Source organism: Sphingomonas sp. PP-CE-3A-406 (assembly GCF_003688625.1).
GTDB lineage: Bacteria > Pseudomonadota > Alphaproteobacteria > Sphingomonadales > Sphingomonadaceae > Sphingomonas.
In genome coordinates, this window is the sequence record NZ_RCWY01000003.1 from 1 (window position 1) to 24,717 (window position 24,717).

Below are 24,717 nucleotides of genomic sequence, written 5' to 3' on the forward strand. Positions count from 1 at the left end.
ATCTTAACCTACAATGTCAAAGAGCCGACAAAAATACCGACACTCGCATAACCTCCCTCTCGAGAAGCTTGGAGCATCTGGTTTTTTGCGACCGCCGCGTCCAGACCGTGTGGCCGTTCGCTGCGGTGACACTCCTCTAGGCGGGGTTCCGATTCGCGTCAAACACAATCTTTCACATTTGTGGCAATTTTTGCCGGCTGACGCGTTTATGACGCCCACAGCCTCGGAACCGGCCATAGCTATAGCGTTGGATATGAGCTGTTTTTCCTCAGTACCGCAGGGGCTCAGCCCATTCCCAGCAGCGCAACCGTTTTAAGGCCTCGCCTTAATCCGTTGTGAAGGGACATATCGCTACATGCCCGATACGATGGATACCGCGACTCCTGCCTCGATGCCGGCCGACGATCAGCCCTCGCTGGCCGGACAAGTCCGGAGCGCATTGATCTGGCGCTCGGGCAGCCAGATCGTTGCGCAGCTGGTGCAATGGAGTGCCACCTTCCTGGTGATCCGGATTCTTGCCCCCGCGGATTACGGGCTGTTCGCGATGTGCCAGGTGGTTCTCACCTTCATGGCGATGCTCAATGGCTATGGCCTCGCGAGCGGGCTGATCCAGCAAAAGGAGATCAGCCACCACGAGGTGCGGCAGCTGTTCGGAATGCTGATCGTACTGAACGTGACGCTTGCGATCGCCCAGCTCTCGCTAGCGCCGCTCGCTGCAGCATATTATCGGCAACCGATCGTCGGCGACATGCTGCGCGTCCAAGCGCTGCTCTATCTGACGACGCCGTTCATTGCCCTTCCCTATGCCCTGCTGTCGCGCGCGATGGACTTTCGCCACCAGGCGAAGGCTAACATCACCGCATCGGTCGCATCGGCCAGCGCAGCGCTGGGTGGCGCGATGTACGGTCTGGGCGTCTGGACGCTGGTGCTCGCGCCGATCGTGCTGTTCAGCGTGCGCGGCGCAATGATGACGTGGTCGGCGCGCTCGCTGGTGTGGCCGAGCTTCAATTTTCGTGGGGCCGGGACGATCGCGCGCTATGGCGGGGTAATGGCCGCGAGCCAGCTGTTCTGGTTCCTGCAAAGCCAGGCCGACGTCTTCATCGCCGGACGCAGCTTTTCGCCGCACACGCTCGGCATCTATACCACCAGCCTGTTCCTGACGCAGATCTTCGTCTCGAAATTCGTGCCGCCGCTGAACGAGGTCGCCTTCTCCGCCTATGCGCGAATGCAGCATGATCCGGATGCGATCGGCCGGGCGTTCGTGCGCGGCGTGCGGATGGTGATGATCGTCGCGATGCCGTTCTACATGGGGCTGGCGGCGACCTCCGAACCACTCGTGCTGACGATGCTCGGCGAGAAGTGGCGCGAGACGGCCCCGGTGGTGCACCTGCTCGCGCTCGCGATGCCGTTCATGACGTTGCAGGTGTTGTTCACGCCGGCCTCCGATGCGCGGGGTCGCCCCGGGATCGGCGTGCGGAACGGCGCGACCGGCGCGATCATTCTCGCCAGCGCGTTCCTGGTCGGCGTACACTGGGGACCGACCGGCATGGGCGTCGCGTGGATCCTCGCCTATCCGCTGTATCTGTCGATCAGCGCGTGGCGGACCCTGCCGGTGATCGGCGTGCGCGCAAGAGACGTCGCCGCCGCAGTCGCCGCGCCGGCGTTCGGTGGAATCGCGATGGCGCTGGTGGTCGGGCTGGTCGACCGCACGCTGCCCCCGCTCGACGCGCACTGGCGGCTGGCGATACTCGTGCCGATCGGTGCGGCGGTATACGCAAGCTGGATGCTGGTCTTCGCACGCGCCACGATCCGCGAGGTGATCGCGATCGCCAGGAAGCAGCCACTGCCCGCCTAGTCTGGCGCGCATACGCTAAGCCGACTGAATATACTCGCGCATCGCCGCGGCGTCCGCCTCGATCCGGTCGATCCGGTATTTGACGAGATCGCCGATCGAGACGAACCCGACCAGCGTATCGCCGTCGATCACCGGCAGATGGCGGATCCGGCGCTGCGTCATCAACGACAGCGCGCCGATCGCCGACTCGGCGGGGCCGATCGACTTCACCGCGGTGGTCATCACGTCGCCGATCCGACGCGCCAGCGCGGCGGCACCGTCCGATTGCAGGCAGTGGATGACGTCGCGTTCGGAGAAGATGCCGACCACCTGGCCGTTCTCGATCACTGGGGCCGCGCCGATCCGCTTTTCCGCGAGCAACGCCACCGCATCCGCCACCGTCGAATCGGGATGCAGCGAGAGGACGTCCCCTGCATCCTTGCCGCTCAGGATTGCCGCGATCGTCATGTTCGCCTCTCCATCTCTTGCGTCTTTGTAGCGCGTGGATTGAAGAAACCATGTTTGCGCGGCAATGGGAAGCGATGAGCGACTTGCCGCCCGGCCTGGACGACCCGGACTATGCCGCGTTTGCCTGGGCGCGGTTCCGGGACATCATGGCGTGGATGGTGCTAGCCGCCGCAGTGTGCGTCGCGGCGATCATCGCGGCGATGGCGCATATCCAAGGGCCGCTGCATTTGGTGACGATGCTGGCGGTAATCGGCGGGGTTGGCGGATCGGTGATGATGGCCGGCCTGCTGATGGGGCTCGCGTTTCTCAGTTCGGGCAGCGGGCACGACGAGGACGTTACCCGGATCGACTGAGGCAAGCCGGCGCTAAAATGGCGTACATTCTTCCCCCCACCCGCTTGCGGGAGGGTTGGGGGTGGGCACGCGATCTCGACCAGTGCGGACGCGGATGGCGGGAGCCCACCCCCCAGCCCCTCCCGCAAGCGGGTGGGGGAGGCGATTAGCCATCCACCTGCCGGAAAACCCCAACGACGAAAAAGGCCGGCACCGCGCGAAGCGGTACCGGCCTTTTCAATCCTCGGACCGACGTCGGCGCGAGGTTCAGCCAGCCTGAACTTCGTCCGGTACCGCGCGAACGCGGCGGCGGCGGGGCTTTTCCTCGGCAACGGTGTCGGCAGGAGCCGCTTCGGCTGCGGGTGCCGGCGATGGTGCAGGGGCGACCGTGGCCGAGATGCCGAGCGACGGCGGCAGGCGATCCGCGTCGAACGCAGTCGGGGCGTGCTCGTCCTGCCCGCCCTGATCTTGCGCTACAGGTGCGTCGAGGCTGCGATCGCGGCGCGGGCGACCGCGACGGCGGGGCTGCTCCTCGGTCGCGGCGACGGGTATCGTCGTCTCGACGGCTTCGGTCGACTGCGCCGCCTGCTCGGTGGATTCGGTTACCGAACGAACCGCGTCGGCTTCCGAATCCTGGTTGGCGTTGGCGACCGGCGCGCTCACGCGGGGCGTGCGGCGGACCGTCTCGCGCTGCGGCGTGTCGCGGTACTCGCCGCGGGGCTCGCGGACCTGCTCGTCGCGGGGCTGCGTCTCGCGCTGCTGAGTCTCACGCGCCTGCGCTTCACGAGCCTGGCCCTGCTCCTCGCCGTTGCGGTCGTCGCGTGGTTGGACGTCACGCGGGGCGTTGCGCTGGTTGCGCGGGTTGTCGCCACGGACGCGGTCTTCGCGCTGGCCCTCGTTGCGAGGCTGAGCCTCGTTGCGCTGCCCCTCATAGCGGTTGTTCTCATACCGCGGACGCTCTTCGCGCTGCGGACGATCGTCACGCTGAGGGCGGTCCTCGCGATTCTGGTTGTCGCGAGCCTGGTTCTCACGATTTTGGCCCTCACGATTCTGGCGGGGCGCGTTCTGGTACTGGCCGTTCTGCTGGCCACCGTTCTCGCTGCGCGACTGCTCGGGCGTACCCTGCTGCTCGCCCGAGCGGATCGGTTCGCCCTCGTCGCCGTAATCGTCGTCGCCGTCGAGATCGAACGGCTGCTGGCGGCGCGGCTGCTGCTGCGCCTGTGGCTGGCTCTCTTCGAAGCGGGCGCGGGTTTCGCTCAGGACGCGGAAATAATGATCCGCGAACTGGAGGTAATATTCGATGTTGACGCGGTCGCCCTGCTGCTGCGCGTCGCGCGCGAGGTTCTTGTACTTCTCGTACAGCTGGCTCGCGTTGCCGCGCGCGCGGCTGTCGATGCGGTTGCCGGTATCGCGACCACCCTGGCCGCCGCCGCCGCCACCCTGGCGTTGACCGCCACCACTACCGCCGCCGCCATTATTATTGTTGCCACGACCGCGACGGCGGCCGGCTTGCCGGTTGTTGATCAAGCTTGTGTCCTCAGTCGTCGAACCAAAATCTGGTCGTGCTCCGAAATGCGGTGCAAACCCCCGTCGCGCACCGATGATCTAGACGAGATCGGTGCGTCGAACTTGCCAGGGCCGCCGGACTGCAGCGACCTCAAAGCGAAGGATGCGGGTCATCGCTCTAAACCGACCAATCGTCGAGAGTGCGTGCCCCTGCCCGCGTGATAGCGTCCGCAAGGGACCTACTACAAGCGAAATGTGAGGTTTAGCGCCATATTGTTCAAGTCGCGGGGGCGTGGGTTGCCACTAACGCACGCGCGTTGCCGCCATAGTCGTGATGGAGCGCGACGTGCAGGCCCTGCGCTTCGAGCAACGCGGTGACGGGGGGAGCCTGCGTCGAGCCGATCTCGATCACCGCCGCGCCGCCGGGGGCGATCAGCGCGGGGAGTTGCTTTGCGAGGATGCGGTAGTCGTCGAGCCCGTCTGCGCCGGCGAAGAGCGCGGCGTGGGGTTCGTGGTCGTGGACTTCGGCTGCGAGGCGTTCGTCGGTGGCGATGTAGGGGGGGTTGGCGAGGATCAGGTCGAACTGGCCGACGATCGCGCTGGCCCAGCTGCCGCGGATGAAGCGCGCGCGGTCGGTGACGCCGAGGGTTGCGGCGTTGGCGTGGGCGTAGGCGAGCGCTTGGGGGGAATAGTCTACGCCGAGGCCTTGCGCGGGCCATTCGTCGAGCGCGGCGAGGAGCAAGGTGCCGGGGCCGGTGCCGAGGTCGAGTATTGTTGCGGGGGCGCGGCCGACGAAGTGCGCTTGGGCTGCAATCAGGAGGGTTTCGCTGTCGGCGCGGGGGACGAGTGCGCCGGGGCCGACGGCGAGGTCGATCGACCAGAAGCCGCGGGTGCCAGTGATGTAGGCGATCGGCTCGTGATTGAGGCGGCGGTCGACGAGCGCGGCGAAGGTCTCGGGGACGGCGTAGCGATCCGGGTCGAGGAGGATCGCGTTGCGGTCGACGCCGAGTGCGTGCGCCATGAGGAGTTCCGCGTCGAGGCGCGGGGTGGCGGAGAAGGTGAACTGCGCAGCGGCGGTTGCGATCGCCGTCCTCACTGCTCCCCTCCCGCTTGCGGGAGGGGTCGGGGGAGGGGCTGTCACCGAGCGATGCCCTTAGCGGGAAGCCCCTCCCCTAACCCCTCCCGCAAGCGGAAGGGGAATGCCTTTGCGGTTGGGGAAAGCTTAGCCATCGAGCTGCGCCAGGCGGTCCGCTTCGTCCTGCGCGACCAGCGCGCCGATCAGTTCGTCCATCTCGCCCGCGACGATCTCCGGCAAGCGGTGGAGCGTCAGGTTGATGCGGTGATCGGTCACGCGACCTTGCGGGAAATTATACGTGCGGATGCGTTCAGACCGGTCACCCGAGCCGACCATCGACTTCCGCGCGCCCGCGCGCTCGGCGTGCAACCGATCGCGCTCCGCCTCGTACAGCCGCGTCCGCAACACGCGCAAAGCCTTGGCCTTGTTCTTGTGCTGCGACTTCTCGTCCTGTTGAATCACGGTCAGCCCGGTCGGGATGTGGACGATCCGCACCGCGGAGTCCGTCGTGTTGACCGACTGGCCGCCGGGGCCCGACGAGCGATAGACGTCGATGCGCAGGTCCTTGTCGTCGATCTTGACGTCGACCTCCTCCGCCTCGGGCAGCACCGCGACGGTCGCCGCCGAGGTGTGGATTCGGCCGCCCGCCTCGGTCGTCGGCACGCGCTGGACGCGGTGGACGCCGCTCTCAAACTTAAGCTTGGCGAACACGCCTTGGCCGGTGACACTGGCGACGACTTCCTTGAAGCCGCCCGCGTCGGACGACGATCCGGAGATCATCTCGACCCGCCAGCCCTGCGATTCGGCATAGCGCTGGTACATCCGGAACAGGTCGCCCGCGAACAGCGCCGCTTCGTCGCCACCGGTGCCAGCGCGGACCTCGAGCATCGCCGAGCGCTCGTCGGCGGAATCGCGCGGCAACAGCGCGAGCGCGAGCTTGCGGTCCGCGGTCTCGAGCAGCGTGCGGTTCTCGTGCAGCTCGTCCGACGCCATCGCGCGCAGTTCGTCGTCGGCATCCTCGGCCATGAACGCGAGGCTCTCCGCCTCCTGCCGCAACCGGCGCACTTCGGTGGCGGCTTGGGCTACGGGTTCGAGCTCGGCATATTCCTTCGATACCGCGACGAAGCGGTCCGACGGGAGATCGCCGGTCGACATCAGAGCTTGGAGCTCGTCACGCCGCGCCTCGATCGCGCGGATGCGGTCGGGGGAGATCTGGGTCATGCTTCCCAAGGCTCAATAACCGCGTCGAACTGAGAACCTCTCGGTGCAGTTAAATCGCTGCTTACCGAAAAATTATTGCGAAGCGGGTTCAGAACCCGTTCGATCTGATGATCGCCACCCTCGTGTTCATGATTGGCGCGCACGGAAATACCCACGTTTGGTAATCCCGTCGGCCCCACCCGCGGAGCAGTCACTATCAAACGGCTTAGCGATCCAGTTTTGGCTGCGAGCTCGAATCGCCTTTTTGCGTTTCCTCGGAAAGGCATGTCCGCCCGCAACCCAGCCATACGCAACGTTGCAAGAAGTCGCGTAGCTACCAGTTCTGCTTGAGCCGATTCTGGGATGACAGTTACTTCAGGAACTAGAGTTCCCGGTTCTTCCAGGAGCATAGCCAACCGCTCGACACCCGCAGCCCAGCCCACGCCGGCCGTCTCGGGCCCGCCAAGCGAGCCGATCAGCCCGTCATACCGCCCGCCCGCCAACACGGTCCCCTGCGAGCCCAACCGGTCGGTCACGAACTCGAACGCGGTGTGGCGGTAGTAATCGAGACCGCGGACCAGCCGCGCGTTGCGCTCCCATGCGACGCCTGCCGCATCGAGCCCGGCGGTCACCGCCTCGAAGAACGCGCGTGCCTCGGGGGTCAAATACGCATCGATATCCGGCGCGCTGTCGGCGATCGGGCGGTCGCGGGGGTCCTTCGAGTCGAGGATCCGCATCGGGTTCTTCTCAAGCCGCGTCAGGCTGTCCTCCGACAGCTCTCCGCGGTGCGCCTCGAAATGCGCGACCAGCGCCTCGCGCCACGCATCGCGCGTCGTCGCGTCGCCCAGCGTGTTGAGCTGCAACGTCACGCCCTCTGAAATGCCGAGTTCGCGCAGCAATTGGTCCGCGAGCACGAGCAGCTCGACGTCCGCCGCCGGCTCGGCCGCACCGATCACCTCGGCGTCGATCTGGTGGAACTGGCGGAACCGCCCCTTTTGCGGGCGCTCGTAGCGGAACACCGGGCCGCTGGTGGTGAGCTTCAGTGGTGCGAACTGCTGCCAGCCTTCGGTCAGATAGGCGCGGGCAATACCGGCGGTGAACTCGGGGCGGAGCGTCAGCGAATCCCCGCCGCGATCCTCGAACGTGTACATTTCCTTCGACACGACATCGGTCGTCTCGCCGAGCGAGCGTGCGAACACCGCCGTCGACTCGAACACCGGGATATCGATCCGCTGGAAGCAATACAGCGCCCGCACCTTCTCGAACGTCGACAGGACATGCGCGAACCGGCGCTGCTCGTCGCCGAAAATGTCCTGGGTGCCACGGATGCGGCGCGGGGTTTCAATCTTAGCCATGATGCGCGCGTATCTAGGCGACGTGCCCACGAAGCGCTAGCGCTGTGGCATGACTGAAAAAGCCAGATATTGGGGTCTCGGCCAACGCGTTGCCCCGCCGCGCTTCATCCTGTTCGTGCTGGTCTTCGCGATCGGCCTCGCCGCGATGATCCCGCGCTTCGGGCTCGGGCGCGGCACGATGGCCGCGTTCGACGTCGCCGCGGTCGTATTCCTGATCGCGGTCTCGACCTTGTTCCGCAATGCCACCGCCGAGCGCATGCGCCGCGCGGCGGAAGAGAACGACGCCAACCGCGCGGTGCTGCTCGGGTTCAGCGGGACGATCATGCTCGTCATCCTCGTCGCGGTGGCGAAGGAATTGCAGGGCAAGAACGATGCGGTCGGGATCGCGCTGACGATCACGACGCTGGCGCTCGCGTGGCTGTTCTCGAACATGATCTACACGCTGCACTATGCGCATCTGTTCTATGTCGACGATCCCGACGGGAAGGATGCCAAGGGCCTCGACTTTCCGAGCTGCGACGAGCCCGACTACTGGGATTTCGCCTATTTCGCGTTCACGCTGGGGATGACGTTCCAGACCTCCGACGTACAGATCACCTCGCGGCGGGTGCGCAAGGCGGCGCTCGGCCAGTGCATGGCGGCGTTCGTGTTTAACATCGGCGTGCTGGCGTTCACGATCAACGTGCTCGGGAGTGCTGGCTGAGCTCTGCCTACCCACTCCGTCATCCTGACGAAAGTCAGGACCCAGGGTTACGGGCGCTGCACCATGTGGCTCTGGGTCCTGACTTTCGTCAGGATGACGGGAAGGAATTTGGCGAGCGCAGGGACTAGGACCGCACCCCGTAAAGGACTGGACGGCTGCCCTTTATCGCGATTACACCTCGTGTCATCGTCTCTCAGCCGGAAGGCCCTTCCTTGATCCGCAAGCTTATCGTCGCATCCCTGCTCGCGTCCGCCGCTCCCGCATTTGCGCAGGTCCCCGCGGGCAACACCGCGCCGCAGCCGGTGCCGTTCGTCGACACGATCCCCGATGCAGTCGACACGCCCTACCCCGGCACGCTGCTGCTCGACGTCGATGCGACCGATACCGAGCGCGGCATCTTTCGCGTGAAGGAGACGATTCCGGTCGCCAAGTCGGGCCCGATGGCGCTGCTCTATCCTAAGTGGCTGCCCGGCGCACATTCTCCCCGTGGCGAGATCGAGAAGCTCGCGGGCCTCGTGATCCGCGCGAACGGCAAGATCGTGCCCTGGACGCGCGATCCGGTCGACGTCTTCGCGTTCCACATCGATGTGCCGACCGGTGCGAAGACCCTCGTCGCCGAGTTCCAGTTCGTGTCGGCGACCAAGGGCGATCAGGGCAGGGTCGTGATGACGCCGACGATGGTCAGCCTCGAGCCGAACCTCGTCAGCCTGTATCCGGCGGGCTATTTCACGCGCCAGATCCCGATCAAGATGACCGTCACCTATCCGACCGGCTGGACCGCCGCGGGTGCGGTGCCGGCGAAGGTCTCGGGATCGACCTACAGCTACGACACCACCAACTACGAGATCCTCGTCGATTCGCCGACGCTGGCGGGTAAATACGGCAGGGTCTGGCCGCTCAGCCCGAAGGTCGATCTCGACGTCTTCGCCGACAGCCCCGACCAGCTCGCCGCCAAGACCGAACAGATCGACGCGCACAAGCGCCTCGTCGACCAGGCCGCCAAGACTTTCGGCGCGCAGCATTACGATCATTACCACTTCCTGCTGTCGATCAGCGATCTGCTCGGCGGGATCGGCCTCGAACATCACCGCAGTTCCGAGGATGGCGTGAAGCCGGGATATTTCACCGAATGGGATACGGGCGCCGCGGCGCGCAACCTGTTGCCGCACGAGTTCACGCACAGCTGGGACGGCAAGTTCCGCCGCGGCGCCGACCTGTGGACCCCAGACTTCCGCACGCCGATGCGCGATTCGCTGCTGTGGGTGTACGAAGGCCAGACGCAGTTCTGGGGCTATGTGCTCCAGGCGCGCTCGGGGCTGGTCAGCAAGCAGGACACGCTCGACGGCTATGCCGCGATCCTGGGCATCTACGACAGCGCGAAGGGTCGTGAATGGCGCCCGCTGATCGACACGACGAATGACCCGGTGATCTCGGCGCGGAAACCGAAGGGCTGGACCAGCTGGCAGCGTTCGGAGGATTACTACAACGAGGGCCTGATGGTCTGGATGGAGGTCGACGCGATGCTCCGCCAGAAGTCGAACGGCACCAAGTCGATCGACGATTTCGCAAAAGCGTTCTTCGGCGTCCGCGACGGTGATTACGGCGAGCTGACCTACACCTTCGCAGACGTCGCGAAGACGCTGAACGGTATCGTCCCCTATGACTGGGCGACATTCCTCGACACGCGGCTGACCGAGACGGGCAAGCCCGCGCCGATCAACGGCTTCGCGATGAACGGCTACAAGCTGGTCTACGGCCCCGAGCAGAGCCCGTATCTGAAGCAGGTCGAGAAGACCCGCGGCACCGATGTCAGCTATTCGCTAGGGCTGGTGATCAACAAGGAGGGCGTGGTCACCACATCGATCTGGGACAGCCCCGCGTTCAAGGCCGGCCTCGACGTCGGCACCGAAATCGAGGCGGTCAACAGCGAGGCCTATTCGTCCGATCGGATCAAGGCGGCGATCCTCGCGGCGCGGGGAACGAAGGCGCCGATTCGCCTGACTGTGAAGAACAACGACCGATTCCGGGACATCACGCTCGATTACCATGACGGGCCGCGCTATCCGCGCCTCCAGAAGGTCGGTACAGGGGAAGGCGGGCTCGACAAGCTGCTGACGCCGCGTTGAGCCTTTGAAATCTATCGGTGCCGGCGGCTCTCCCTGACGAGAAGCGCCGGCATCGTCATATCGAAAGGACCGCCATGCGTATCGATCTCATCCCGACCGGCAAGAACCCGCCCGAGGACCTGAACGTCATCATTGAAGTGCCGACCGGCGGCGAGCCCGTGAAGTACGAGTTCGACAAGGCATCGGGCGCGCTGTTCGTCGATCGCATCCTCCACACGCCGATGCGCTATCCGGCGAACTACGGCTTCGTGCCGCATACGCTCAGCCCCGATGGCGATCCTTTGGATGCACTCGTGATCGCGCGCTCGCCGTTCATCCCAGGCTGCGTCGTCCGCGCGCGGCCGATCGCGGTGCTGAACCTCGAGGACGAAGCCGGCGGCGACGAGAAGCTCGTCTGCGTGCCGGTCGATGCGGTGTTCCCGTATTACGCCAACATCGGCGAGCGTGCCGACATGCCCGAAATCGTGTTCGAGCAGATCGAGCACTTCTTCACGCACTACAAGGACCTCGAGAAGACGAAGTGGGTCCGCGTCGGCAAGTGGGGCGACGCCGAGGAAGCCAAGCGCGTCACGATCGAGGCGATCGAGCGCTATGAGGCCGAGAAGGCGAAGGGCAAGGAGCCGATGAATTCGGACGACGCCGCAGGGCGGTAAGCGCCGCCGTTACGCAGGCCTCGTCACCCCGGACTTGTTCCGGGGTCCACCGTTCCGCACGATCGAAACCATCGAGTGTGCGGAACGGTGGATGCCGGAACCAGTCCGGCATGACGATAGGGCTACCGCCCCGCCAACCTCACCAGCGCATCCCCGGACATCCGCTGGATCGTCCAGTCCTCCATCCCGACCGCGCCGACTTTCCGATAGAACGCGATCGCATCGGCATTCCAGTCGAGCACCGACCATTCGAACCGCGCGCATCCGCGATCGAGCGCCACGCCGGCCAGATGCGCCAGCAGCGCGCCGCCGACCCCCTGCCCGCGCGAACCCGGTGTGACGTACAGATCCTCGAGATACAGCCCGCGCTGGCCCGTCCACGTCGAGAAATTGTGAAAGAACAGCGCGAACCCGAGGGGGCCTTGCGCAGTCTCCGCGATCACCGCCTCTGCGGCGGGCCGCTCGCCGAACAACGCCTCCGTCAGCATCGGCTCGGTCGCCTCGACCGCATCCGGCTCGCGCTCGAACGCGGCGAGTTCGCGGACGAAGCGCAGGATAGTGCCGACATCGGCGACGGTGGCGGAACGGATGACGGTCATGCACTAGCCTCGATCGATGTCTGCGCGATGTCACGCCGCCGCGCCGCGTACAGGCACGCGACGACGATGATCGCCGCACCCGCCAGCGTGAACGCCGATACCCGTTCGCCGAACACCAGGAAACCCAGCGCCGCGGCATAGACGAACGACGTGTATTCGGTGGTCGCCAGGAACCCGGTATCGCCGTGCGCATAGGCCCAGCCGAGCAGCCACAGCGACGAGGTCGCCAGGCCGGCGGCGAGTATGAGCTTGGGCCACTGCGCCGCCTCGGGCACCACCGCCAGCCAGGGCGCCGCCAACGTAAGCGTCGCGGTGATGACGAGCGCCTGGAAGAACGCGATCTCCCCTGGCCGCGCGGCCTGGCTCTGCAATCGCGCGATAACGAGGTTGACCGCATACAGCACCGCCGAGCCGAGGATCGCGAGCGTACCATGGAACGTCTCGGGCCCAGGCACCTCGCGCCCCTGCCCGATCACCACCACCAGCACGCCGCCAAGCGCAGCGATCGACGCGACGAACGTTTTCCACCCGACGCGCTCGCCCAGCGTCACTGCGGCGAGCAACAGCGCGAGGATCGGCGCGATGTAGGTCAGCGAAATCGCCTGCGCCATCGGCACGCGCGCGAGCCCCCAGAAGAACAGCACCGCCATCGCAGTGGTCACCAGTCCGCGCGCCAGATGCAGCTTCAGCGCGCGCCCGCTCGGCCGCCCGCTATTGCCGAGCTTCCACGCGACCGCACCGAGCCCGACGCTGATCATCTGCCGCCAGAGCAGCGCGTTATAGACGCCGATCGCCAGCACGAGCAACTTCATCACCGCATCCATCATGGAGAACAGGCCGATGCCCAGCGCGGCGATCGCGAAGGCCAAAGCTGGGGAAACGGTGCGTGCCGTCATTGACAACGGCCGGCTCCGAACATGACCGGCGGCAGCAAGTTCAACGCCCCATCAGGCGGTTCCACAAGCCAGTTTGTCGCCTTTGCCCTCCAGCTTCTACGACTGTGAAGGCCGGCTCAATCCCGTCTAGCTCTGTTAGATCATGCTTAAATCCGCAGATCGAGCGAGCGACCTCAAGCGGAATATCAAACATAAAATCTACATCCGTCGCGTGCGCCTGCTTTGCTCGCAAATCAGCGATCATAGCCGAAGCCTGAAACGGAAGATTGCCTTCGATAACTAAGTGATCAAGGACCTTGTCCCCCTCGTGATGCAAACGCCAGCGCGAAGTTTTGTTTTCGAACATAACAGCAGTCGAGTGCATGCATGTTTCGTTGACGCATACCGCGAGCACGGGCCCGTACTGCGACAATAGAGCCGCCGTCTCATCACTGGCAAAGGCTTCGTCATTGGACCATAACACAGTCCAGCCGGTCGCAAGTTCGGCGATAGAAAAGAGCGCCTCGTTCGCTGCATCAAGCACTCCGGTATCCCGAAATCCGAAATGCGCCAGCAACGCATCCGAGTTCACGCCGCTTACCGCCATCCAAGAAACCCGAAAGCCCATTATTCCGCGGCCACAGGCACCAGTGCAGCCATCGCCTCGTCCGCCGCCTCGATCTCAGCCGCCTTCGCCTCGACCAGCCGGACGATATGGTCGACCATGTCGGCGTCCTGGACGTGGTGGTCGGTCACCCCCGACAGATACACCATGTGCTTGCCGTTGCCGCCGCCGGTGATGCCGATGTCGGTTTCGCGCGCTTCGCCCGGGCCGTTTACGACGCAGCCGAGCACGGACAGCGACATCGGCGTGCGGATATGCTGCAATCGCTCCTCAAGCGCCTGCACGGTGCGGATCACGTCGAAGCCTTGGCGCGCGCACGACGGGCACGACACGACGCGGACGCCGCGGTTGCGGATGCCGAGCGCCTTGAGGATCTCGAAGCCGACGCGGACTTCCTCCTCCGGTTCGGCCGAAAGCGAGACGCGGATCGTGTCGCCGATGCCGTACCAGAGCAGGCTGCCCATCCCGATCGCCGACTTCACCGTGCCGCCGACGAACCCGCCCGCCTCGGTGATGCCGAGATGCAGCGGGCAATCGACCTGCTCGGCGAGCTGCTGGTACGCCGCCACCGCGAGAAACAGGTCGGACGCCTTCACCGCGACCTTGAACTCGTGAAAGTCGTGGTCCTGCAGCAGCTTGATGTGATCCATCGCCGACTCGACCAGCGCATCGGGGCAAGGCTCGCCGTATTTCTCGAGCAGATGCCGCTCGAGCGAACCGCCGTTGACGCCGATCCGGATCGCGCAGCCATTGGACTTGGCCGCATCGACGACCTCCTTCACACGCGCCGCGGAGCCGATATTGCCGGGGTTGATCCGCAGGCACGCCGCGCCCGCATCGGCGGCTTCCAACGCGCGCTTGTAGTGGAAATGGATATCCGCGACGATCGGCACGCGGCTGGCGCGGACGATCTGCTTGAGCGCAGCGGTCGATTCGACGTCGGGGCAGCTCACCCGGATGATGTCGACGCCCGCGTCCTCGCAGCGGCGGATCTGGTCGACCGTCGCGCGCACGTCGTCGGTCGGCGTGTTGGTCATCGTCTGCACCGTGACCGGCGCATCGCCGCCGACGGGGACGTTGCCGACCATGATCTGGCGGCTCTTGCGGCGGGTGATATCGCGCCAGGGACGAAGGGACATGGGAATTCCTCGGGAGTTCAAGGCCTATATAGCGACTTGCGCGCTGGAACGGAACATCGCTGGCCGGAGTAGCGATCGTCAGCCATAGCGGCGCACGGCTTTAGGAGCGAACGCGATGACCCTGTCCCTGTACGATGCGACGATTCCCTCGAACCTCCAGATTCTCCGTGCGGTCGACGCGCTGCTCGACAAGGCGGAAGCGTTCGCCGTCGAGCGCGGTATCGAACCCGCGACGCTGATCGACGCGAAGCTCGCCGACGACATGCTGCCGTTCGGCTACCAGGTTAAGGCCTGCGCTGGGCATTCGGTCGGCGGGATCGAAGGCGTCCGCGCCGGCACTTTCGCGCCCGACCGCTCGGCCTGGCCTACCGATTTTGCGGGTCTCCACAAGGTGATGCGCGACGCGATCGCTACGCTGGAGGGGATCGACCGCGACACCTTCGATGCGCTCGCGGACAACGACACCACCTTCGAGTTCGGCACGTTCGTCATGCCGTTCACCGGCGCGAACTTCCTGCTCTCGTTCTCGCAGCCCAACTTCTACTTCCACGCCAGCACCGCCTACGCGATCCTGCGCGCGCAGGGCGTGCCGATCGGCAAGCGCGACTTCATGGGTACGCCGCGCATGAAGGCGTGAACCGGCGCGGGGAACGCCTTAGCCGCCCGACGCTTGCGGCCCCGCTCCCCGCCCCGTAGGGCCGCGCGATGACGCGGCATTATGGCATGGACTGGCTGCGGATCGGTGCGTTCGCGCTGCTGATCCTCTACCATATCGGCATGGTCTTCGTGCCGTGGAACTTCCATGTGAAGTCGCTCCATGTCGAGGACTGGGTGCGGCTGCCGATGCTGGCTAGCAACGCGTGGCGGCTGACGCTGCTGTTCGTCGTCTCGGGCTATGCCAGCCGCGCGCTGCTCGCCCGGTCGCGCGGCGTCGGCGGGTTCTTCGCCAATCGCTGTTCCCGGCTGCTGGTGCCTTTGCTGTTCGGGATCGTCGTCATTGTCCCGCCGCAACCCTGGGTCGAGCTGGTCACCAAGCACGCGTATGCCGGCAGTTACTGGATGTTCTGGAGCCACGATTATTTCCGCTTCGACACGCTCGCCGGGCTGTCGCTGCCGACCTGGAACCACCTCTGGTTCGTGGTCTATCTCTGGGCCTATACCGCGGTCCTGACGCTCGGGCTGATCGTCGTGCGCGGCGACTGGCTGCAACGCGCGTTCGACCGGGTGTTCGGCGGCTGGGGCGCCCTAGTGCTGCCGGTCGCGTGGCTGATCTTCGTCCACGCCTGGTGGTTCCAGATGGCCGCCGAGACGCAGGAGCTGGTCGGCGACTGGGTCGCGCACGTCACCTATTTCCCCGCCTTCCTGTTCGGCTTCGGGCTTGCGCGGTCCGAAGCCGCGATGGCGGCGATCGCGCGATGGTGGAAACCGGGCGCGGTCGCGGCGGTGCTCGGCTACGTCTTCATCATCACCGTCGAACTGCACTGGCCGGGCGACATCGAAGCGCCGCGCTGGGTCTACATGCCCTACGGCGTCGCGCACGCGCTCGAGCAATGGGGCGCGATCATCGCGCTGATCGGGATCGCCGAACGCCACTGGAACCGCGACCATCGCTGGCGCCCGGTGCTGACCGAAGCGGTGTTCCCCTTCTACCTGATCCACCAGACGATCATCGTTCTCGTGATGTATGCGCTCCTCCCCGCCGGTCTCCCAGGCTGGGCGGAGTTCGCATGCCTGCTCGTCGCGACGACGATCGGCTGCATTGCGTTCTACGTCATCGGCCGCAGCATCGCGCCGCTCCGTCCCCTCATCGGCCTCCGCGCCCTACCCTCGAAAGATTAAGCATGACCTGGACCCTCGTCATCCACGGCGGCGCCGGCAAACTCGACAGCGAGATGGTCTCGCCCGAGCAGGATGCAGGCGCGCGAGCCGGCCTGTCGCGCGCGCTCGACACGGGCTCGAAGGTGCTGGCGGACGGCGGTAGCGCGCTGGATGCGGTCGAGGCGGCGGTCCGCGTGCTGGAGGACGACCCGCACTTCAACTCGGGGCGCGGCGCGGTCTTCACGCATGACGGCACGCTGGAGCTCGACGCCGCGATCATGGACGGTCGCACGCGGGCGGCGGGGGCCGTTGCCGCAGCCACCGCCACGCGCAACCCCGTTGGCCTAGCCCGCGCGATCCTCGACGACGGCCGCCACGTCTTCCTCGCCGGCAAGGGCGCCGACGCATTCTCCCGCGATCGGGAATTGCCGCAAGCCGATGCGGACTGGTTCGCCACCGACGAACGGCGTCGCCAGTTCGCGGAGTTCCAGACCGATGGCGGCGGGTTCGACGTCGACATGAAATACGGCACCGTCGGCGCGGTAGCTTGCGATACGCATGGCCATGTCGCCGCCGCCACCTCGACCGGCGGCGTCACCGGCAAGCGCTGGGGCCGAATCGGCGATACCCCGGTGATCGGCGCAGGCACGTTTGCAGACGATCGTGCGTGTGCCGTGTCCTGCACCGGCTCGGGCGAGTTCTTCCTTCGCGTCGGCGTCGGCCACGAGATCGCCGCGCGCGTGCGCCTGTCGGGCGAGTCGCTCCAGATCGCCGCCGATGCGGTGCTGGCCGAAGTGAAGGCGCTTGGCGGCACCGGCGGGGTGATCGTCGCGGGGCCGGACGGCGACATGGCGTGGGGTTTCAACACCATCGGCATGTACCGCGGACGCGCGTCGTCCGAGGGTAGCCGGACCGTCGCGATCTACGCTAACGAGCCGGCATGAAGCGCTATCTCCTCGCCGCCGCGGCTCTGCTCGGCCTCGCCTCCCCCGCCACCGCGTTCTGGGAGTACGGCCACCAGACCGTCGCGCAGATTGCCTATGCCAACGTCACGCCGAAGACCAAGGCTGCGATCCGCAAGCTGCTCGCGCAACAGGCGCTGCTCGGCACGCCCGAGTGTCCGGCCGGCACGATCGAGGAGGCCAGCGTCTGGGCCGACTGCATCAAGCCGCTCAAGACCGCCGACGGCAAGTCGCGGTTCGGGTTCGCCTATACCTGGCATTTCCAGGATGCCGACGTCTGCGCGCCGTTTGACCTGACGCCCGCGTGCAAGGACGGCAATTGCGTCTCGGTCCAGATCGACCGCGACGTGACGCTGCTGAGGGATCGCACCACTTCGCCGAAGGACCGCGTCCAGGCGCTGGCGTTCCTGATCCACTTCGTCGGCGATCTGCATCAGCCGCTCCACGCGGGCGACCGGCACGACAAGGGCGGCAACGACGTGAAGGCGGATTACGGGATCTATGGCCCCGCGCGGTTCAACCTGCATTCGATCTGGGACGGACCGCTGGCGGAGCGCGCGATCTCGACGCCGCCCTCTCTGGTAAGGCGCTATCCGGCGGCCGAGCGAACGAAGATCGGCGCGGGGACGGTTACCGACTGGAGCCGTGAATCCTGGGAAGCCGCGCATACGGCGTATGCGGCGGCGCTTGGCGGCGACGCGTGCGGTACAGTGCCGGCGCGGGTGAAGATGGACGATGCGACGATCGCGAAGATGGTCCCGGTGTCGCGCGAAGAAATCCGCCGCGGGGGTATTCGGTTGGCGAAACTGCTCGACAAGGCGCTGGGCTGAGCCACTTACCCTCTCCCCACCGGGGAGAGGGAGGGGCCCGCGGGCTCTTGCACGTGGGAGGGTGAGGGGCTCGAGGCTCGGACCTTCCGTCCCAACAGCCCCTCACCCTCCCGTCGCCAAGTGGCTCCTCCTTCCCTCTCCCCGGAGGGGAGAGGGACTGCCGCGACAAATCTTAGTTCAGCACCACCGTCACAGCCCGACGGTTCGCCGCCCAGCTCTGATCATCCGACCCCATCGCTACCGGGCGCTCCTTGCCGTAGCTGATCGTCGTCATCCGCGACGACGAAACGCCCTTGGCGGCCAGATAGTTCTTGGTCGCGTTCGCACGACGATCGCCGAGCGCGAGGTTATACTCGCGCGTGCCACGCTCGTCGGCATGGCCTTCAATCGTGATGCGCTGGTTCGGGAACTTCGCCAGCCACTGCGCCTGGCTGTCGAGGATCGCGCGTGCGGTCGGATCGATGTCGTACATGTCGAGCCCGAAATTCACCGTGTTCGAGCTGACCGAGCGCTGGAAATCGGCATCCGACCCCGGCACGATCGCGCCGTCGACATTGCCGTTGTTCTGGCCCGCATTGGGATCGACAGCGGCATTGTTGTCGACCGGTGCGGGCGGCAACACGGCGGGACGCTTCTTCGCGCAACCCGAAACGGCGATCAACGCGGTACATGCGAGCAAGATGTTGGAAAGCTTCGACATAGACAGTCTCCCGTAGAAAATCATATTCCCCGTTACGTCCCCATAGCAGGTTCAGGGCCGCAAGGGGCCCCATGCCGGATCCGAACCGTCCAGCGGCGTCGGGATCTTGCGCTCGTTGACGCCGGTCAGGTCGACCGACCAGAGATCCGCCTTGCCGCCGCTGCCGCGTCCCGAGCGATAGAAGTTGATCACGCGACCGTTCGGCGACCAGCTCGGCCCCTCGTCCTGCCAATCGTTGGTGAGCAGCTTCTCGCCGCCGCCACTCGGGCTCATGATGCCGATGCGGAAGCCGCCCCCGAGCTTGGTAAATGCGATCAGGTCGCCGCGCGGGCTCCACACCGGCGTGGCATAGCGCCCGCCGCCGAAGCTGATCCGCTGCTGGTTCGAGCCGTCTGCGTTCATCACGTAGATCTGCTGGCCACCAGAGCGATCGCTCTCGAACACGATCTTCGAGCCGTCCGGCGAGTAACTGCCGCCGGTATCGATCCCGGGAGAGTTGGTCAGGCGTTGTGGGGTCCCCCCTTGCGACGACACGCGGTAGACGTCGGTATTGCCGCCCTGCGCCATCGAGAACAGGATGTTGCGACCGTCCGGCGAGAAGCGCGGCGCAAACGTCAGGTTCGCGTTCGCGACCACCAGGCGCTGCTTGCCCGAGCCGATGTCGTAGACATAGATCGCCGGGCGATTGTTGAGATAGCTCATATAGACGATCGACTGCTGGTTCGGCGCGAACCGCGGCGTCAGCACGATCGACTGGCCGTTGGTCAGGAAGCGGTGATTGGCGCCGTCCTGATCCATGATCGCAAGCCGTTTGATCCGGTGGCCCTTGGGTCCGGTCTCGGACACGTAGACGACGCGACTGTCGAAATATGCGCCTTCGCCGGTGAGGCGGGTGTAGACCATGTCGGCGCACTTGTGCCCCGCGCGACGCCAGTCTGAGGGCGGTACGACGAATCCGGTGCGGGTCAGTTCGGCCTTCGACGATACGTCGTAGAGGTAGCAGCCGACGGTCAGGTTGCCGTCGCCGTTGGCGCGGATGAAGCCCTGCACGAGTGCCTGTGCGCCGGTGCTGCCCCAATAGTCGAACCCTGGCGCGGTGACTTCGGGGAAGGTGACCGGACGAAGCTGGCCGGGGGAGAGCGGCGTGAACAGGCCGGAGTTGCGGAGGTCGTTGGTGACGATGTCGGCGAGCTGGCGGCCGAGCACGTCGGTCGAGCCTGCTGGCGTGGAGACGACCGCGGACGTCGGCATGACGGGGATCGCGATCGGCATTGGCGCGGAAATGCCGCCGGTGACGTCGACCACGAGTCCGCCGGACTGATCGCCTGCCGGGGCTGGGGCAGCGGGGTCAGCGGGTGCTTGCTGGAGTGCCGGCGCGGGTGCGTCCTGCGCGCTGGCGGTACCGGAGACGAACGCGAGCAGCCCAACCGATGCAAGAATCGATCGAGCCTTACGCCCACCCAACACAACCTCCACCCCGGCGAAGGCCGGGGCCCAATTGGGGGACGCCGCTGAGGGAGCGGTGCGCATCATTACGTTGGCCTTCCCAATTGGGCCCCGGCCTTCGCCGGGGTGGTATTTCTCAACTGGAAGCAGCTGGCGCAAAGGGAAAAACCCCAGGATCGATCGAGTCATAACGGACATCCTCAGCCGGGAAGTTTGTAGCGCAGGCTGAAATTGCTCCAGCCGTTCTGCACGTCATACAGGTCGTCGGGCAAACCGCGTAGCGGCGAACACCCGACGAAGGTCGCGATCGCCAGATCGTCGACGCGGTCGACATAGCGCCGGTTGTCGTCGTCGACGCCGGCATGACCGCTGATCGTCGGCCGTGATTTCAGCGTGCCGTCGCGATTGAGCTTCAGGTTGATCGTCACGCGGATCCGCTCGGCGCCCGGCCCCGGCGTGACCTGGCGGTTGGCGCAGGGCTGTACCTGTCGCAAGATCGCCGAGCCGATGTTCGCCGCCGCCTGCGCGCCGAGCTTGGCCGCCTTGGGCGCTTCCGACTTGCTCGGCGACGGATCGGCCGACAGACCCTTCAGGAAATTGTCGCCGAGCCGCGAACCGCGTGGCCGCGAGGTCTTGGCCTCGGCGGTCGAGCCGCTGCCCTTGGTCGAGGACGGCTTGGCGGGCTTGGCCGCACTCGAAGACGACTTTGCGGCAGAGTCCTTCGACTTCGTCGCGGTCTTCGCAGGTGCCGATTTCTCCGGGGCGGGCTTGGTCGGCTTGGCCTTGGCGGGCGCCGGCTTTGGCTTCTCGGCCGGCTTAGGCACCGGTGCCGGCTTGGCGGCGGGCTTTGGTGGCGCAGGCTTGGGTTTAGGCTGCGGCTTGGGCGCAGGTTCCGGTGCCGGTTGGGGCTTGGGTGTCGGCTTCGGAGGCGCGGGCTTGGGCTGCGGCGCGGGCGGTGTGGGATCCGGCTTCGGCTCGGGTTCAGCCTCTTGCGGGGCCGGCGGCGCGGCATCCTCGGGAGCGCCCTCGTCCGGCGCGACCGACTCGGCCGGCGTCTCCACCGATTGCGGCGCGGTCGCCTCGAGCGCGACATCGGGCACGAGGCTCACGTCGATCGGCTGCTGCTGGATCTTCGGCGGTTCGGGCGCGCTGAGAAAGCTAAGCGACAGCAAGCCGAACAGCACGACATGCCCGACGACGGCAACGCCTAAGCCGATCTTCTCCGAACGATCCATCAGGCCAGCGCCATCAGTTCTGATTACCCTCGACGGTCACCAGCGCGACGCGGTTCAGCCCAGCGCGGTTGAGTTCGCCCATCACGCGCATCACGCGCCCGTAATCAAGCTTCCGGTCCGCGCGCAGCAGCACCTGCGGCTCGTCGCCAACTGCACGGCTGGCAGCAATCGCGGCGAGTCGCACCGGCAACGCGTCGTCCGTCACCTGATCCTTGTCGATGAATAGCGCGCCGGTGCCATCCATCGAGATCTCGACGGGCTTCTGCTCCTGGTCGAGCGCCTTCGCACGCGCGTCGGGGAGGTTCACCGGAACGCCCGCGGTCATCAAGGGCGCGGTCACCATGAAGATAATCAGCAGCACCAGCATCACGTCGACCAGCGGCGTGACGTTGATATCCGCCATCGGCGCCCGCCGCCCACGGCCACGGGAGGAAGGAAGGTTCATCGCCACCTAAAATCCTCCCCGCACGCGGGGAGGGGGACCAGCGAAGCTGGTGGTGGGGGCGTGCGTCAAACGCTGCGTTGCGTAGAGGGCCTCGTTCCACGGGCGCCGTGCTGCGTGGAGAACCCCCTCCACCACGCCGCTGCGCGTCGCGGTCCCCCTCCCCGTGCCGGGGAGGATTTGCGCGCCGCTCATCGCGAGCCGTCCAATTGGCGCGAGAGGGTGGTGTGGAAACCGTCTGCGAACCGGTTGAGGCTCGCCTCGATCCGATTGATGCCGTGAGAGAACCGGTTGTACGCGATCACCGCGGGGATGGCCGCGAACAGGCCGATCGCGGTTGCGAACAGTGCCTCCGCGATTCCCGGCGCCACCACCGCGAGCGACGTGTTCTGCGCCGCGGCGATGCTGGTGAAGCTCCGCATGATGCCCCAGACCGTGCCGAACAGCCCGACGAACGGCGCGACCGAGCCGACCGTCGCCAGCACGTTCAGCCGGTCCGACAGCTTGTCGATCTCGCCCGCAACCGCTGCGCCCATCGTCGTCGCCAGCCGCTCGCGCGTGCCGCTCTTGTCGATCGTGCCGCCCGCGGTCGAGCGCCGCCACTCGGTCACGCCGGCCGCGAACACGCGTGCCGACGGCAGGTCGTTCTCGCCCTCCGCTTTGTAGAAGACGTCGATATCCTCGGCCTTCCAGAAGTCGCGCTCGAACCGCGTCATCCCTTTGCGCGTCTTGCCGATCCGCCGCCAGAACGCGACGATCAGCGCCCAGGTCCAGATGCTGGCGAGCAACAGCCCGATCATCACGCCCTTCACCACCCAGTCGGCCTGGAGGAACAAGTGGATCGGCGACAGCGTCGCGCTCTCCATAGTCAACACCGGATTCATGCTTCCCCCTGCCAGACAAGGCGTTCGTAGATATCGATCCAGGCGCGCGGCTGGCGGCGTGGGCGGCCATTGGGGGCGACCAATGCCGCCACCAATTCCGCCTCGGCCAAGACAAGCCCGTCGCGCATGACCCTTTGATGAATGGCGACGCTCGCGGCGCGGACCTGCGTCATCCGCGAGACGACCAGCAATGCGTCGTCGAGCTTCGCCGGCGCGGCATAGCGGATGGCGACGCTGGCAATCGCATAGGAGCCCTCGCCCGCCTCGAACGTCGCCCGCTGGTCGATCCCGCCGAGCCGCAACATGTCGGAGCGTGCGCGCTCCATGTAGCGCAGGTAATTGGCGTGATAGACCGCACCCGACAGATCGGTGTCCTCGAAATAGACGCGCACCGGAAACCGGTGCTCGCGCCCTTCGAAGCGGCCTTCCGCCGGACGATCTGAAACTTCAGCCATTGCCGCGGCTGTTAACCCAGTCTTTGCCACGAAGCCAACCATTGCCTTCATCATGTCGGCGCTGGCCGGGGGCGAATCATGCGCCTAGTCTCGACTCATCGAACGCAGGAGACTCGCATGGCCGATCGTCCCACTCGCGGTATCACGCCTTTTCTGGTCATCCGCGGCAAGCGCGCACACGAAGCACTCGCCTTCTACGAAACCGCGTTCGCCGCGACGCTCGTCGAGACCAACGTCGCCGATGACGGCGTCCGGCTGATGCAGGCGAGCCTACGGATCAACGACGGCTGGCTGATGCTGGGCGACGAGTTTCCCGAATGGCGCGGTCGCGACGAACCCGAACCCGCCGGTATCACGTTGCACCTGCAGGTCGACGATGCGGATGGCTGGGTGGAGCGCGCGGCGACGGCTGGCGCGATCGTGACGATGCCCGTCGCCGACCAGTTCTGGGGCGATCGCTATGGTCAAGTGCGCGATCCGTTCGGCCATAGCTGGTCGATCGGATCGCCGCTCAAGACCTGATTACTGGAAGACGCTGGGATCCAGCTTCAGCCGGGGCTGCGGCGGCGGTACCGGCTGCGAGATCGGCTGGAGACGCGCCTGCGTGATCGTCTGGACGGTCATGTTCGACGCGTATTGGCGCGAGGCCAGCGCCGGTCGCGGCTGCTGCGCGTACACCGGTGCCGGGGTAGCCCGACCACGCCAAGCATCGAACGCACGGTAGAAATCGGTGAACGGGCGTTCGAGCGTCGGCAGTTGCTGTGCCGCGAACGCGGGCATCGCGTCGGCCGCCACGCCAGCGCTCTGCGCCAGCACGGTGCTCGCCGCCGCGCAGAAATCGTCGCGCGCGGGCGACTGCGAGAAGAAGTTATACAGCCGCGTCATCGCATCGTCGTAGCGATCCTGCCAATCGCGGCCGCCCGACTTCCACTCGCTGGCATAGGTCGCCTCGGCCTTGGCGAGCACCGGCTTCTGCGCCGACAGCATCGTGTTGTAGCCGGCGATGATCGCGCCTTCCTGCGGCCCGCGACACGCGAGTGCGGCGACGTTGAGCGCGGCGCGCAGGTGCCAGACCTTGGCGGCCGGGGTCAGGTTGCGATTCGGCGTGGGATAGGTGCCATCGGGCAGCGCGACCGGGATCACCATGGTCGGCGACGCACCCTTCGGCATTGCGGGCGCGGCGACCGGTGCCGCGACCACCGGCGGTGCAACGACGGCGACCGTCTTGGGCTTCGGCGCGCACCCGGCCACCAGGGCGAGTGCGGTAAATGAAAGCAACGCAAACCGACGACTCATCGCAACCACCTCGTGATGTCCCCCGACGGGACATGTCTGGCATGGAGAAGGTTAACGATGCGTAAGCCGTACGCGATTTGCGGCGAGTGGAGAGCGGGCGGGGTTGGGGCCTTCGGATGGGCGGGAGCAAGAAAGAGTTAGTCTAAAGCGGCTTCCACC

At 66.1% G+C, this 24,717-nt stretch carries 26 protein-coding genes; 10 read left to right on the forward strand and 16 right to left on the reverse strand.

The annotated features are described in order from the left end of the window. Positions 1-391 precede the first annotated feature (391 nt). Entirely contained in the window at positions 392-1,855 is a 1,464-nt protein-coding gene (locus C8J44_RS11885) for a lipopolysaccharide biosynthesis protein (protein WP_404969224.1), read from the forward strand. 15 nt (positions 1,856-1,870) lie between these two features. Here the strand turns inward: C8J44_RS11885 and C8J44_RS11890 are convergent, their stop codons facing one another. Then, positions 1,871-2,302: a CBS domain-containing protein gene (locus tag C8J44_RS11890; protein ID WP_121904738.1), complete on the reverse strand. Its 432-nt coding sequence runs from the start codon at positions 2,300-2,302 to the stop codon at positions 1,871-1,873. A gap of 74 nt (positions 2,303-2,376) precedes the next feature. Here C8J44_RS11890 and C8J44_RS11895 point away from each other — a divergent pair, with 74 nt between their 5' ends. Beyond that, positions 2,377-2,655 (forward strand): hypothetical protein, encoded by a 279-nt coding sequence (locus C8J44_RS11895; RefSeq protein WP_121905424.1) that lies wholly within the window; start codon positions 2,377-2,379, stop codon positions 2,653-2,655. A gap of 246 nt (positions 2,656-2,901) precedes the next feature. Here C8J44_RS11895 and C8J44_RS11900 read toward each other — a convergent pair whose 3' ends face one another. The 4 genes from C8J44_RS11900 to hisS all read right to left on the reverse strand — a co-directional run bounded on the left by C8J44_RS11900 (position 2,902) and on the right by hisS (position 7,770). Next, positions 2,902-4,161 (reverse strand): DUF4167 domain-containing protein, encoded by a 1,260-nt coding sequence (locus C8J44_RS11900; protein ID WP_121904739.1) that lies wholly within the window; start codon positions 4,159-4,161, stop codon positions 2,902-2,904. A gap of 256 nt (positions 4,162-4,417) precedes the next feature. Continuing rightward, on the reverse strand, positions 4,418-5,236 hold the full coding sequence (prmC, locus tag C8J44_RS11905) for a peptide chain release factor N(5)-glutamine methyltransferase (protein ID WP_060525920.1): 819 nt from the start codon (positions 5,234-5,236) through the stop codon (positions 4,418-4,420). Positions 5,237-5,362: 126 nt separating this feature from the next. Continuing rightward, positions 5,363-6,436, reverse strand: coding sequence for a peptide chain release factor 1 (gene prfA / locus C8J44_RS11910; protein ID WP_056053173.1), 1,074 nt, complete (start codon positions 6,434-6,436; stop codon positions 5,363-5,365). Next, positions 6,433-7,770, reverse strand: a complete 1,338-nt coding sequence (hisS, locus tag C8J44_RS11915) for a histidine--tRNA ligase (RefSeq protein ID WP_259466836.1) — start codon at positions 7,768-7,770, stop codon at positions 6,433-6,435. The genes prfA and hisS overlap by 4 nt, the downstream gene beginning before the upstream one ends. Before the next feature lie 49 nt (positions 7,771-7,819). Between hisS and C8J44_RS11920 the strand changes: the two genes are divergently transcribed. The 3 genes from C8J44_RS11920 (at position 7,820) to ppa (ending at position 11,252) form a co-directional block, all read left to right on the forward strand. Next, a complete protein-coding gene (locus tag C8J44_RS11920; protein WP_121904740.1) occupies positions 7,820-8,473 on the forward strand; it encodes a DUF1345 domain-containing protein in 654 nt (217 codons plus the stop codon). A gap of 212 nt (positions 8,474-8,685) precedes the next feature. Continuing rightward, positions 8,686-10,599: a M61 family metallopeptidase gene (locus C8J44_RS11925; RefSeq protein WP_121904741.1), complete on the forward strand. Its 1,914-nt coding sequence runs from the start codon at positions 8,686-8,688 to the stop codon at positions 10,597-10,599. A gap of 74 nt (positions 10,600-10,673) precedes the next feature. Beyond that, a complete protein-coding gene (gene ppa / locus C8J44_RS11930) occupies positions 10,674-11,252 on the forward strand; it encodes an inorganic diphosphatase (RefSeq protein WP_056053185.1) in 579 nt (192 codons plus the stop codon). Positions 11,253-11,374: 122 nt separating this feature from the next. On the opposite strand, the gene C8J44_RS11935 is transcribed toward ppa, so the two are convergent. From C8J44_RS11935 to ispG, 4 genes are read right to left on the reverse strand one after another with little or no spacing between them, the layout of a single operon-like run. Beyond that, on the reverse strand, positions 11,375-11,851 hold the full coding sequence (locus C8J44_RS11935; RefSeq protein WP_121904742.1) for a GNAT family N-acetyltransferase: 477 nt from the start codon (positions 11,849-11,851) through the stop codon (positions 11,375-11,377). After that, a complete protein-coding gene (locus tag C8J44_RS11940; protein WP_121904743.1) occupies positions 11,848-12,747 on the reverse strand; it encodes a DMT family transporter in 900 nt (299 codons plus the stop codon). The genes C8J44_RS11935 and C8J44_RS11940 overlap by 4 nt, the downstream gene beginning before the upstream one ends. A gap of 40 nt (positions 12,748-12,787) precedes the next feature. After that, entirely contained in the window at positions 12,788-13,333 is a 546-nt protein-coding gene (locus C8J44_RS11945) for a hypothetical protein (RefSeq protein ID WP_147453194.1), read from the reverse strand. Positions 13,334-13,353: 20 nt separating this feature from the next. Next, on the reverse strand, positions 13,354-14,490 hold the full coding sequence (ispG, locus tag C8J44_RS11950) for a flavodoxin-dependent (E)-4-hydroxy-3-methylbut-2-enyl-diphosphate synthase (RefSeq protein WP_121904745.1): 1,137 nt from the start codon (positions 14,488-14,490) through the stop codon (positions 13,354-13,356). A 115-nt stretch (positions 14,491-14,605) separates the two neighbouring features. Here ispG and C8J44_RS11955 point away from each other — a divergent pair, with 115 nt between their 5' ends. From C8J44_RS11955 to C8J44_RS11970, 4 genes are all read left to right on the forward strand, one after another. Beyond that, the gene (locus C8J44_RS11955; protein ID WP_121904746.1) at positions 14,606-15,127 is read left to right on the forward strand and encodes a DUF1993 family protein; all 522 of its coding nucleotides are present in this window, start codon (positions 14,606-14,608) and stop codon (positions 15,125-15,127) included. A 68-nt stretch (positions 15,128-15,195) separates the two neighbouring features. Continuing rightward, complete coding sequence (locus C8J44_RS11960) at positions 15,196-16,329, forward strand: acyltransferase (protein WP_121904747.1); 1,134 nt, start codon at positions 15,196-15,198, stop codon at positions 16,327-16,329. A 2-nt stretch (positions 16,330-16,331) separates the two neighbouring features. Continuing rightward, a complete protein-coding gene (locus C8J44_RS11965; RefSeq protein WP_121904748.1) occupies positions 16,332-17,252 on the forward strand; it encodes an isoaspartyl peptidase/L-asparaginase family protein in 921 nt (306 codons plus the stop codon). Then, the gene (locus C8J44_RS11970; RefSeq protein WP_121904749.1) at positions 17,249-18,100 is read left to right on the forward strand and encodes a S1/P1 nuclease; all 852 of its coding nucleotides are present in this window, start codon (positions 17,249-17,251) and stop codon (positions 18,098-18,100) included. The genes C8J44_RS11965 and C8J44_RS11970 overlap by 4 nt, the downstream gene beginning before the upstream one ends. Before the next feature lie 172 nt (positions 18,101-18,272). Here the strand turns inward: C8J44_RS11970 and pal are convergent, their stop codons facing one another. The 6 genes from pal to C8J44_RS12000 form a co-directional block, all read right to left on the reverse strand. After that, positions 18,273-18,800, reverse strand: coding sequence for a peptidoglycan-associated lipoprotein Pal (pal, locus tag C8J44_RS11975; RefSeq protein ID WP_121904750.1), 528 nt, complete (start codon positions 18,798-18,800; stop codon positions 18,273-18,275). A gap of 51 nt (positions 18,801-18,851) precedes the next feature. Then, a complete protein-coding gene (tolB, locus tag C8J44_RS11980) occupies positions 18,852-20,240 on the reverse strand; it encodes a Tol-Pal system beta propeller repeat protein TolB (RefSeq protein ID WP_404969225.1) in 1,389 nt (462 codons plus the stop codon). A 206-nt stretch (positions 20,241-20,446) separates the two neighbouring features. Further along, the gene (locus C8J44_RS11985; protein WP_121904751.1) at positions 20,447-21,481 is read right to left on the reverse strand and encodes a cell envelope biogenesis protein TolA; all 1,035 of its coding nucleotides are present in this window, start codon (positions 21,479-21,481) and stop codon (positions 20,447-20,449) included. Positions 21,482-21,494: 13 nt separating this feature from the next. Continuing rightward, positions 21,495-21,932, reverse strand: a complete 438-nt coding sequence (gene tolR, locus C8J44_RS11990) for a protein TolR (protein WP_056053220.1) — start codon at positions 21,930-21,932, stop codon at positions 21,495-21,497. 182 nt (positions 21,933-22,114) lie between these two features. Further along, positions 22,115-22,807, reverse strand: a complete 693-nt coding sequence (gene tolQ, locus C8J44_RS11995) for a protein TolQ (protein ID WP_060525932.1) — start codon at positions 22,805-22,807, stop codon at positions 22,115-22,117. Further along, the gene (locus C8J44_RS12000; protein WP_121904752.1) at positions 22,804-23,262 is read right to left on the reverse strand and encodes a YbgC/FadM family acyl-CoA thioesterase; all 459 of its coding nucleotides are present in this window, start codon (positions 23,260-23,262) and stop codon (positions 22,804-22,806) included. Before C8J44_RS12000 ends, tolQ begins: the two co-directional genes overlap by 4 nt. Before the next feature lie 117 nt (positions 23,263-23,379). Between C8J44_RS12000 and C8J44_RS12005 the strand changes: the two genes are divergently transcribed. After that, positions 23,380-23,784, forward strand: coding sequence for a glyoxalase/bleomycin resistance/extradiol dioxygenase family protein (locus C8J44_RS12005; RefSeq protein ID WP_121904753.1), 405 nt, complete (start codon positions 23,380-23,382; stop codon positions 23,782-23,784). Here the strand turns inward: C8J44_RS12005 and C8J44_RS12010 are convergent, their stop codons facing one another. Continuing rightward, positions 23,785-24,558: a hypothetical protein gene (locus tag C8J44_RS12010; protein ID WP_121904754.1), complete on the reverse strand. Its 774-nt coding sequence runs from the start codon at positions 24,556-24,558 to the stop codon at positions 23,785-23,787. Positions 24,559-24,717: the final 159 nt, after the last annotated feature.